This is a genomic window from Microcystis flos-aquae FACHB-1344 (assembly GCF_014698375.1).
Taxonomy (GTDB): domain Bacteria; phylum Cyanobacteriota; class Cyanobacteriia; order Cyanobacteriales; family Microcystaceae; genus Microcystis; species Microcystis aeruginosa.
Window position 1 is genome coordinate 1 of sequence record NZ_JACJSW010000240.1, and the last position, 11,195, is coordinate 11,195.

6 protein-coding genes and 2 pseudogenes are annotated in these 11,195 nt (G+C 39.0%); 1 reads left to right on the forward strand and 7 read right to left on the reverse strand.

All coding sequences use genetic code 11. From position 1 onward, the window contains the following. The 4 genes and pseudogenes from H6G48_RS25510 to H6G48_RS25525 all read right to left on the reverse strand — a co-directional run. A pseudogene (locus H6G48_RS25510) lies at positions 1-176 on the reverse strand (ISKra4 family transposase); the annotation flags it as partial. Between the two features lie 420 nt (positions 177-596). Next, positions 597-881: a hypothetical protein gene (locus tag H6G48_RS25515; RefSeq protein WP_190723831.1), complete on the reverse strand. Its 285-nt coding sequence runs from the start codon at positions 879-881 to the stop codon at positions 597-599. Positions 882-2,015: 1,134 nt separating this feature from the next. Beyond that, positions 2,016-2,375 carry a CU044_2847 family protein gene (locus H6G48_RS25520; protein WP_012267109.1) on the reverse strand — a complete coding sequence of 120 codons (360 nt, stop codon included), beginning with the start codon at positions 2,373-2,375 and terminating at the stop codon, positions 2,016-2,018. Positions 2,376-2,557: 182 nt separating this feature from the next. Beyond that, positions 2,558-3,190 (reverse strand): DUF3782 domain-containing protein, encoded by a 633-nt coding sequence (locus H6G48_RS25525; protein ID WP_190723832.1) that lies wholly within the window; start codon positions 3,188-3,190, stop codon positions 2,558-2,560. Between the two features lie 485 nt (positions 3,191-3,675). On the opposite strand from H6G48_RS25525, the gene H6G48_RS25530 reads away from it, so the two are divergent. Then, on the forward strand, positions 3,676-4,374 hold the full coding sequence (locus H6G48_RS25530) for a hypothetical protein (protein WP_190723833.1): 699 nt from the start codon (positions 3,676-3,678) through the stop codon (positions 4,372-4,374). A gap of 916 nt (positions 4,375-5,290) precedes the next feature. On the opposite strand, the gene H6G48_RS25535 is transcribed toward H6G48_RS25530, so the two are convergent. The 3 genes and pseudogenes from H6G48_RS25535 to H6G48_RS25545 all read right to left on the reverse strand — a co-directional run. Next, entirely contained in the window at positions 5,291-6,208 is a 918-nt protein-coding gene (locus H6G48_RS25535; protein WP_190723834.1) for a GNAT family N-acetyltransferase, read from the reverse strand. A gap of 257 nt (positions 6,209-6,465) precedes the next feature. Beyond that, a complete protein-coding gene (locus H6G48_RS27010; RefSeq protein ID WP_190723835.1) occupies positions 6,466-10,731 on the reverse strand; it encodes a bluetail domain-containing putative surface protein in 4,266 nt (1,421 codons plus the stop codon). A gap of 86 nt (positions 10,732-10,817) precedes the next feature. Then, positions 10,818-11,195: pseudogene (locus H6G48_RS25545) on the reverse strand (IS701 family transposase); the annotation flags it as partial.

Genomic DNA, 11,195 nt, shown 5'->3' on the forward strand with positions numbered 1-11,195 from the left:
GCTTGTTTTGACAAAAAAATACCGATTTCTGGGTTGACATACTGAATCATTAAATCTCTAACAGTCTCTTCTATCTCTGCCAAGTTATTAAATTTCTCAACTTGGGATTGTTCCTAAAGACATTGCCCTAACTCTTGACATAACTCTTTAATTCTTTTTTCATTTTCTGATAACATTGGACTGTTCCTCCCATCGAGATATATTCTGAATCGTAAGTTATAACTATTATAATCTCATTTCTCTTTGTGATCAGGTTCAAGATTTTCTAGTTTTTGACTGCTATAAGCATTAATACTCATTGCACAAGTGAGATGCTCCCTTGATGGTGGAAGGTGGAAGGTATCCCCTATCAGACACTTATCTCTAGCATCCTACACAAATATGTTACCGGTCGGCTCGTGGAAAGTTCGAGTTAGTTTTTGTTGTTGTTAAAATGAATCTTCCCCCCTTAATACCCCCTTAATAAGGGGGGCATCTGAAAGTTTTTAACACCTACCTACTTATCAGTTTTTCTGGTTGTTTTGATAATGATTAAAAGAATTACTCTTGAGAATTTCAGAAAATCCTAAGACGATTATAATATAATCTATAAATTTTCAGCTAGGAAAGCAAGGTAAAGGAGGTTTAATGGCTGTTTCTAAAATTTCTTCCGCTCGCTCCGAAAGATTAGGAATTACACCAGAACACATTCCTATAATTGGATCATCTTCTAAATAAGTATTTGTTGAAGCTGGAGATTCTAGGGCAGAATCTATATTTTTTGAGGTTTCTGGTAAATGGCTTTCTAAACTTTCGATCAGCTTTTCTAAAACGAGAAGTTTTTCAAAACTCAGCCGCTCAATTTGGTTGATTAGTTTTTGCCGCAATTCGATCGATGTCATTGTCCTATCTCCTGTTTTTTTAAGATGAGAAAAGGCACCCCCCCCGACATCGGGGGGGTCGGGAGACGATTCAGCTAATCTAAGGATGGGCGGTTAAAATCCGTCTTATTTTACTGATATTCAGCCTAGCCCAATTGTAGCATTAAAGTTAACCCTACAAAACAAATCTAAACGCCAAAATATAGTCATTTCAAATAAGTTTGAGACATAAGCTTTTCATTATTTAAATTGGTATTTTAGGTTGTAGGGGCGAAGCATTCGGATAAGAAATCTACGGTTTCAGCGATAGGTTATTGCCCGAATGCTTCGCCCCTACGGGAGTGCTTACTGACAATAATAGTGAGCTAGGTAAGTTTTTTTGGTTCTTCGTTACTTGGTATGGTTCAATAGGGTGGCATAAATCGACTAAATCCTTATCTGGCAAGAGTTCTATTGATTAGTTCGTTCTAGATCGAAAACAATTGACAAAAATCGCATCAATGTCCTTCTCTATAAGGGTTTCATCCCTTATAACTCCGTCCATTGCATAGCACAAACCGAAGAACCGTTTTTTTTTGATCCTGGGCGAACGCGGTTCGCCCCCACAAAATCTGGTTGAGGGGAGCATCTCACTTACGCAATGAGTAATTATACTTAGCCTAAAAGCCACTCTTAATCGTGTCTTGGAACGAAATAGAGGCTTTTAAAGACTGCGTACATGGAGAATTAAAACAAGAATTACCCTCGAAAAGCCTATTTTTCCACTAAGTATTTATGCTCATGGCAAAGGTGAGATGCTCCCTGGTTGATGGTTGAGCTTGTAAAGGAACTGAATCTTTTAATCTTAAGATAGCAATATCTTGCGGATCATGGCTGTTAAATTTAACTGGATGCCAAACCTCTACGGTTGTTTCTAAAGATGTACCCGATGCAATTATAGGAAAATCACATTCAATAATGTCAGTAGGTTTCTCAGGAGATTTTACATCTAATCTAAAGATTCATTAACAACATGAGCGCAGGTAATCAAGTATTCTGATGATATTAGAAATCCTGCCCCAACAATTTCTATTTTATCATCTTTCTTGTTTCGTTGCTTATAAATTCTGACCACAGAAAATTCTAGAGATGCAACCATTATTTTTATCTAAGTCCTTATTGAGTAGATGATTGCTTATTTTTTTCCTTGTTATCCCATTTTAGGGTAATTTCATAATTAACATCGGCACTTCCAGATGCAATAATAGCCCCTAGCCCAACAGTCATTTTTATCCCGAATTTTACCTCTACCTGATCAGCAGGTTCATTGAAACTTTTGACCTTATTAATTATGGCATTTGCCACGGGTTTTATGCCATTTAATGCGTCTTCAAAAGACTGAGCGGCTTTAACAGCTATTTCATCTGTTAGACTAATAAGTTCATCTTCTGGTTTCGGTTTGGGTAAGGGTAACTTTTCATCCACCTCGATGTAAATAGTTCCCTCATCTGAGGTAAATTCCACTAAACGAGTCATAAAAATTCTCCTGTTTATTTTATTGCGGTTGCCCAGACTTAATCAATCACAACTCCATCTTTTTGCTCTCCTACCTAATTATAGCATTTCCTGTTCGCAAGAGGTACATTGTTGAGGTTGAAAGGCTTAATCAGCAAAGGTTTAACTGTGCCACCCAGGTGTGAGAAACGCTATATATCTCTTTACCAAGTATTCGGTTGAAAGTCAGCATCATTAATAATTGCCACCGTATCCCCAGATGGTTTAATCACAAATAGACCTTTTTTATATGCGTATCGATCGATTCCCTCGTTGATTTCAATTCCCGCCACTGCACCGTAAGCTTGATAGTTTTGATAATGGGGAAAAGCGATTTTAAAACGAGTCAATTTTTCGATAAATTCATCCACATCATCTTTAGATAATCGAGATTTACATTCCACCACCACGAGTCCTGTATCATCCACCGCTAGGATATCAATTTCCATGGCGATACCCTGACGTTTGACTCTGGCGCGGGGATAAACTTCCTTAATATCAATGCCTTTCTCCTGAAAAAGCCGTAAAACCGCCGGTTCTACCAATTCTTCCACAAATCGACCCCAGGGACTGGTCAGACTATCTACCGCTTTGCTGGTTCGTTCTACGGTGCGTTTCAGTTCTGCCATCGAGCGCTCGGCTTCGGCGGCCCGGCGATCGCTTTCTAATTTCGCTTCGGCAAAGATACGTTCCATTTCGGCCCGACGAAGAGCGCTTTCCCTGAAACGGCGATCAAACTCCTCGGCCGAAGCGCGGAATAGCTGGTAAATATCCTCAAGGGTTACAGGTTCACTCATGGACTGACAGGGGGTACCGATAGACGGGGGGATTTAACCCCTACCTATTTAATGCCTGATTATATCTCTTTACCAAGTGTTCGGTTGAAAGTCAGCATCATTAATAATTGCCACCGTATCCCCAAGATGGTTTAATCACAAATAGACCTTCTATCCATTAGTCAGATCTTTCTTAACATTTCAAACCTTTGTAGCACAAGGCTTTCAAGACTCGGTTAACAATTTGTAATATTCCTTGTTGACACCCTTACTGACAAAGAAAAAACTGAAATCAAGTCAGGATCAGGGTTGGAGTGCTTACTGACAAAATTGTTAAGAAAGATTCCTATCAGTAATCATACTAAATCCGTTGAGTATAGGCTACATATCAGGATAGGCAAGAGGCAAGAGGCAAGAGGCAAGAGGCAAAAGGAGGAATAGATAATCAGTCTTTAATCACTGGATTTAGAATCAGTGATCAATCAACCTTTAACCATGAGTCAGTTATGATGATGAAATTATTAAGATCTGTAGTCATTTTTGCAAGTTTACTGAATGTTACACCTGGGATGGCAAATCATCCACCCCGACAAGTTGCTCAAGCGTCTAGCGCTTATTCGATTCAAGGTTATTGTTTTTCAGTCGCTAATGATGATCTGGATTCTACGGCGAGGATTTATATTCAGGGAAATCAAGTCACGGGTCGGGTAGAAGCTACGATTCATAATGAACAAGAATCTTATTATAGTTCCTATACTCAAACCTTACAAGGAAGGAAAAATGGGAATCAGTTAAACTTAAATATCAAGACAAAAATTGAGTTAGATACTCAAACAACTCAAGAAACCTGGACGTTAACTTCAGATTCTTTGAATACGGGACGAGTCGTTTATCAAAAACAACCTTGTTTAGTGTCTCAAATTCGGTTTGCACCAGGAACTAATACCACTACAGTTAATCAATCGGTTGTTCGAGGGAGTCGAAATATTTATTTATTAAGAGCGAATCAAGGACAGAGAATGGATCTGAAAATTACAGCATTAGAAAATAATGCCGTATTCGATGTGATTGCACCGAATGGGCAAATTTTGAAAACAGAAGCTACCCAATCTAGTTTAAAATTACCGGCTACTGGAAATTATGAAATAATTGTAGGGGGAACTCGTGGCAATGCCACCTATAAATTAAATGTTAAAATTCAATAAATAGAAGGAAACATGGAACAGCCTTGTAGCCTTGTAATAACTGGACTTCCCCCATACATAAATACTAGAAAATTAACAAAACCCTTACTGCAGGTCGCTTCTAAGAAAAAATTGAAAAGAGGCCACTGGGTACATTTTTCACTTGAAAATGGCTGTACCGTTGACTGTATCTGGAGTAGAGCGATTCCGTAGAGTTGGCTGTATAGTGATCGCTAACCTTATTGTAACAGATTGTGTCATTAATCTCTAGAGTCAGCGATTTCCTCTGTAGCCATGTTTTTGATGGTTTTCTGCCCCGAAACAAGCTATAATGGTCGAAAGGTCAAATTTGAAAAATTTTGCCTCAAACCCTATCAGCGTAAGGACTTCAGGATTTTGTGTCCATTAGTCCATTAGTATTATATGGCTTTAACTCAGGCTCTGTAAGACTTTTGTCCATAGCTAGTATGTTTATACGGGGGAAGTCCAGATATATCAAGGAAAATCATAAATCGAGGTTAACCCTTTGTCCCGTAATGGTTTGAGCCTTTTTTGCTGACCGAAAACGCCTAAGTCCCATTACTTAACCTGCTTTATTGATGAAGATTTGGGAAGATACTTAAAAGTCTTGCTAGGAAAGTCTTTCAGCGATCTGGCTAAAAAAAGGCCAGCAATTGGTGAATAATTCAGGCTAATAGACATCTCCAAAAATTATCACCTAATCACAGCTTGCTTTGCTCTTTTGTACTAATTGAATAGTTCGATGATGGGTCAATTAAAATCATTTTTGTTTGGTAAGTTTCTTAACCAGAAAAAATTTTGGTCCCAAGATAATATTAGGTCGAGGTCTAATGTTCTGGGAGATTCTTCGTCTCGCTACGCTCCACTCAGAATGACATTTACCTTTGCGCTTCACTCAGATAGCTGAGGTGTTGTCTTAAGGTTTAGCAAAACAATAATTTCCTAATTCATCTCGCTTGAGAGATAATTTTCCAGTTTCATATTCATATACTGGTGACTGAAATTGAGGGAGTCCATCCCTCTCAATAATTTCTCCTTTTTTATTCCGCAATACAGGACATAGGACTAACTTTCCTGTTTGATCAAATACCCATTTGTGTGTCTGAGGATCTCGCAAGGGAAGGGGATAAATAGGTAAGCCGCGAGAACTTTTTAATATTTTGCCTGTTTCATCTTGTAGGGGTTCTAAATAAATCGTTTCACCTTGCAGATTTTTGGCTATTTCATTGGTCAGCGGGTCTCGTAAAGGAATGGCTTGGTTGGTAGCAAGATCAAGCCGCTGATATTCCCCAAAAGCAGGATGTAAACTCGGTAAATTGTCTCCAGTAACTTGAAAGTGTTTAGTATATTGAATAGCCGATTCGGTGAAGCCGTATCTTTTTAATAAAGCGTGAATTCCTGTCTGCTCAATAGAAACTAATAGATCTATATCAGTTACTTGTAATTCTTCTGCTTTCTTTAATGCTGAATCAATTAACAGCTTAATTGTTGGCGGATGCCGGTGCTGTTCCTCCACATATAACCCCAATACTGCTCCAACTCGACGCGGTATAAATGGATTTTCTAGCATCTCTAATTCTGTCTTAAGTTGCGGTGGAGGTGCTTCATCATAAAAGTAAATAGAGAGGAATCCCACTAACTCCTGTTCGTACTGTAAAACAAAACAGAATGAGAGCGGTTTGCTCAACTGATAGCCGACATATCTGGCAAAATCAAAATCAGATTTGATTCGCATTGACGGATCAACTTTTTCTCGTTCAACAGCAAAAAAACGCCAGAGAGAAACGAGTGCGTTTTTATCATCAGGAGTAGCAAGTCGTTGGATGTAAGACATAAAACTCTAGCAATATGTTCAGAACAAGCCTGGGATTATTTTTATAGTTTACCAGAGAGGCGGCAAATGGGGCAACCTCGTTAGCTTGTAGGGTGTTTTAGTGATAGCGTAACTAATAAAAACCACAGAGACACAGAGAACACAGAGTTTTTTTAATTGCGCTCAATTATCCCAATCTGATCTGGTTACGGCGGCTTGTTAATTTTGGTTTTTTGACCGAATTGATAGCCGAAAATACGCCCCCTATGCCTACTTAATTAAACAAAGAAGTTACCTAGCGGAATGTTCCCTAAAGCCGGTAAAGTACCAGTAAATCCAGTGATATTTATTAATAAATCATTGCTGGATTGGAAGCCAGCCGTGCTATCATTAATAACGAGGTAAGTTCCAGCTATTGCAACGGTTGTTACTTGCACTAAGGCGGCACTATTAACCGCTAATCCTTGATTACCTGTAGTGGCTCCATTGGCATCAGTAAATACCTGATTGACTAAATTCTGTAAAGTAGTAGCAGTGCTATTAGCAGCGCGACTAAAACTACTAGGTGCATTCATGACGAGTCCGCCTTGAGTTAATAAGTCGATTTTATCACTATTGATGGCAAAATCTGTGATACGGTCACTTGTTGATATGGTAGATTGTCCAAATTGGAAGATGAAAGTATCTGCACCTAAACCACCGATTAGAGTATCGATTCCAGCTTCTCCATTGAGGGTATTGTTACTACTATTACCAGTGATAATATTATTTAATGCGTTACCAGTTCCGTTAATGGCTGTCGTACCAGTTAGGGTGAGGTTTTCTAGGTTGTTTCCGAGGGTATAAGTTACGGAAGATTCAACTGTGTCTGTACCTTGGTTGGCGTTTTCGGTAATGGTATCGGTAGTAGTATCAATTTGATAGGTGTCATTTCCTAAACCACCGATTAGAGTATCGATTCCGGCTCCTCCATTGAGGGTATTGTTACCACTATTACCAGTGATAATATTATTTAATGCGTTACCAGTTCCGTTAATGGCTGTCGTACCAGTTAGGGTGAGGTTTTCTAGGTTGTTTCCGAGGGTATAAGTTACGGAAGATTCAACTGTGTCTGTACCTTGGTTGGCGTTTTCGGTGATGGTATCGGTAGTAGTATCAATTTGATAGGTGTCATTTCCTAAACCACCGATTAGAGTATCGATTCCCGCACCACCATTGAGGGTATCATTCCCAACACCTCCTGTGAGGATATCATTGCCATCTTTTCCTTCAAGATACTCATCGGCTGCTGTACCTACAAGATTGTTATCTTTATTGTCACCAGCAATTTTACTAACAACAATACCATTATAGTTAACAATGTTGCTGAGAGATTGCCAATTAAATTCAGAGACATTTTCTAAGGCATTTTTCACCTCTTGGTCTGATTTCCAAATTGAGACGACACCTTTTAAGTTATTAACCCAGGCTTTTAAACCATTTGGCTCTAAGGCAATAATTTGGCCAGATTGAACACTATTACTAATATCCTGCCAAGATAACTTAATATTTTGTTCGAGATAGGTTTGCCAGGTTGTCTCATTTTTCCACAAATCGATAACCTTATTAGTTGCAGTTAACCAAGCTTGCGGATCATTGTTATTTTTGACTTGATTGATTAGATCATTAGTTTGTTGCAGTTTGGTTGTTTGTTGGGAGTTCAATGTAACTGTTGCTGACCAAATATTGAGGATATTTTGTAAGGCACTCCCCCAGCTTTGAACAGTATTATCTTTAATTGCTTGAGCAATATTTTGACCAGATTTAACGCTTGCTTCTATATTTTTCCAGTCAATTTTATATTGATCTTTAAGAATCTGGCGTAATTCAGTATCTTTTTGCCAAATGTCTAAGATAGCGTTACTCGATTTAATCCATTGGTCAGTTGTATTAGACTCAATAGCCTTGAAAATAATTTCACCAGATTTGGCAATTGCTTTTACTTGTGACCATGACAAGCCGATGGCACTTTCTAGTTTTTGTTGAATCGTACTTTCTACACTATCTACTGTTTTCTGAATTGCTGCTTCAACTGTTGCTGCTTTATCTTGTTGTGCTAAGGTATCTTCAACCTTAAAGATGCCTTCTACTTCGCTCCAAATAATTTTTCCAGCATCAGTAACTTTTTTGCGTAAAATAGGATCATCTTTCCAAAGTTTATAAACATCTTTTACGCCTTTAAGCCAATCTTTATAACTATCACTAGCGGCGGCTTCATCAACTATTTGTTTAACTTTATCATAAGTATGATATAGTGCATCACTCGCCTGTCCAATTTTATCAAGTTGCTCCCAGTTTAAGCCAGTTAAACTTTCCAGGTTTTTATTTAATTTTTGATCGCTAACCCAGAAATTAATAGTTTGTTTAAGGGCATTTCGCCACGCTTCATAAGTTTTTTGATCAATCGCTGTATTAATGGTTTTACCCACTGCTACCAAATCTTTAAGTCCTTGCCAATCTAATCCGGTCAAGTTTTTGACTTTATTTTTAAGAGTAGCATCTTTTTCCCATAAGGTTAAAGTCTGATCTGCCGCTTGCAACCAACTGGCGGTATCTCCCTTTTTATCCGCTTTGCGAATGGCTTCATAAGTGCTTCCGATGCGGGTAAGTTGTTCCCACTTTAATTCTGTTGTAGTCTCAATTTTTTGTTGGAGGGTGGCATCGTCAACCCAAATATTTAAGGTAGTTTTAAGGGCATCTCGCCAATTAGTAAATTTGCCGTCTTCAATGGCGGTAGCAATCGCCTGTCCTGAATTAATAACTTGTTTGAAGTCTTCCCATTTTACTCCTGTGATTCCTCCCAGTTTATTGCGTAAAGCGGTGGCATCTTTGGCGACTCCTAACAGTTCATCAACTGCTTTTACCCAACTTGCTGTATCATTTTTTTGGTTGGCAAGATTGATAATTTGCTTGACTTTATTGTTATCAAAAGAGTTTTCTTTTAATGCCCAATCAAGCGTAGTTTTGAGGGCATCAACCCAACTATTAATGCTGGATTGATCAACAGCAGTTGCTACGGTTTGTCCAATGGCAACCAGTTGTTTAAATTCTGTCCATTCCAGTTTGGCTTTGTCTTTTAACTGTTGCTGTAAGCTGGGATTTTTTTCCCAGATATTTAAGAGTTTATCGGTGGCATTTACCCAATTTTCGGTGTTGCCATCTCGAATTGCAGGGATGACAGTATCTATCGTCTGGGCAATATCTGTTAAATCTTGCCAGTCTAAGCTTAAGTTACTAACCAGTTTCTGATTGAGAGTTTTGTCATCAATCCAAACGTTAGCTATTTGGTTCAAGGAGGCAGAAATATCGGCAATATTTTTGGTTTTAATAGCCACCCTGAGAGATTGTGATGCTTTTGTCAGTGTCTCAAAGTCATCCCAGGTTAATCCGGTTAAGTCTTGCAGGGCTTTCCTTCCCTGTTGTTCAGCTTCTGAGGCGAAATCTTCATCAATAATCTTAATCGTGCCGCCAATGGCTTTTACCAAATCACTCCAATCTTCATTCTTAATCGCATTGTAGGCATTACCGCCCAAATCAATAATCTTATTAAGCTTCTCCCAGCCCAGCCCAGTTAATTCTTCTAATTGCTGTTTGGCTACTTCTTCTAACCCCAAGCTAAAGTTTTTACTGATTGTTCCTAATGCTTGTCCAAGGGCTTGAATACCTTTTAAAACATCCCCATTTTCAATGGCTTGAATACCACTGTGAACTACTGTTGAAATCTGGGAAGCTGTGATTAAAAGAGTTTTTGCATCTGAGACTTTAGATAAATCGCTCAAATCAATTCCATCTGCTGCGATTGCCCCTACTCCTTGAATGGCACTGAGTAAAACACCGATAGAGTCTCCCCCTTTATAGGCAACATAAGCACTATTAATTGAGGTTTTGAGGGCGGTTACTGTTTGCGGCGAAAGCCCTGCTATATCTCCTAAACTGCCAGCCAGGGATAAACCGGCTCGAAAAATAGCGGTTGACCAATCTCCATTATAGGCGGCTTGCAAGACGCTCAGGGATGTGTTGATGGTATTAAGAGTGGCGGTAATCGAAGAAATTGTTCCGGCTGATAACCCTAAAGCGGCGTTGATTCCTAATGATGCGCCAGCGGTGAGGACTGCTGAAGCGGCACTAATAACTAGGGTAACAGTACCAATAATTTCATTGACAAAAGCTTTCTTTCTGGCTTTCCTTTCCTGAATCCTTCCTTGAATAATCTGTTCAAGAATCGTTTTCGATTGTTTGGCTAATTCGCTGGATAAATCAACTGCACCTTTGGCATAACCAATTTGATAGAGAATCTCTAAATTTTTCGCATTAATTAAGGCTTTCTCTTGATCGGATACTTGACCATTTTTAATCTCATCATAGAGAGATTTAGTCGCGCTTTTAAGGTTAGTTTCCGATTGCTTGAGTAAGGCTATATATTTCTGTTCTTCTTGATCTAATTTGGCAACTTCAGCATTTAGTTTATTAGCTTGCTCAACTAAAGCGGTGGCAGTTTTGAGCAAGTTGTCCTGAATGGTTTTGGTTTCTTTACCTTGTAAAGCTGTGTGAATATCCTGGGTAGTTGCGGTTAATGGGACTTAAACAAATTTCAAGCCCAAATAAAGCCTAAACTGGCTTTGTAAGCGGCAAACACATCCCGATTCTCGGTCAGCCACTCAAAGAAACGGAAAGACATCGCTGTCCGAAAAGCTTCTAAAGCTTCCACAAAAGTGTTTAAAGGTCGATTCGCCCACCGCCTTTGCAATCCCCCAGTTAACTTATGCCACAGGATAAATGTATAGGCACAAAACACCAGGATAAAATGACGAAGTAAGCTTCGTTTATCCCTGACTTGATATTCCCTTAACCCTAACCATCCTTTGGCTTCTCGGTAGAATACTTCCACCCAATTTCTTTCGGTGTAAGTCTTGACTATCCACGACGCTGTTACTGTATCTGCCTCAACTACATTGGTGATGAAATAGTC

Bases quoted from the DNA above. Each gene is read 5' to 3' on its own strand.
- H6G48_RS25515 (WP_190723831.1), bottom strand. From the start codon at position 881: ATGACATCGATCGAATTGCGGCAAAAACTAATCAACCAAATTGAGCGG.
- H6G48_RS25520 (WP_012267109.1), bottom strand. From the start codon at position 2,375: ATGACTCGTTTAGTGGAATTTACCTCAGATGAGGGAACTATTTACATC.
- H6G48_RS25525 (WP_190723832.1), bottom strand. From the start codon at position 3,190: ATGAGTGAACCTGTAACCCTTGAGGATATTTACCAGCTATTCCGCGCT.
- H6G48_RS25530 (WP_190723833.1), top strand. From the start codon at position 3,676: ATGATGATGAAATTATTAAGATCTGTAGTCATTTTTGCAAGTTTACTG.
- H6G48_RS25535 (WP_190723834.1), bottom strand. From the start codon at position 6,208: ATGTCTTACATCCAACGACTTGCTACTCCTGATGATAAAAACGCACTC.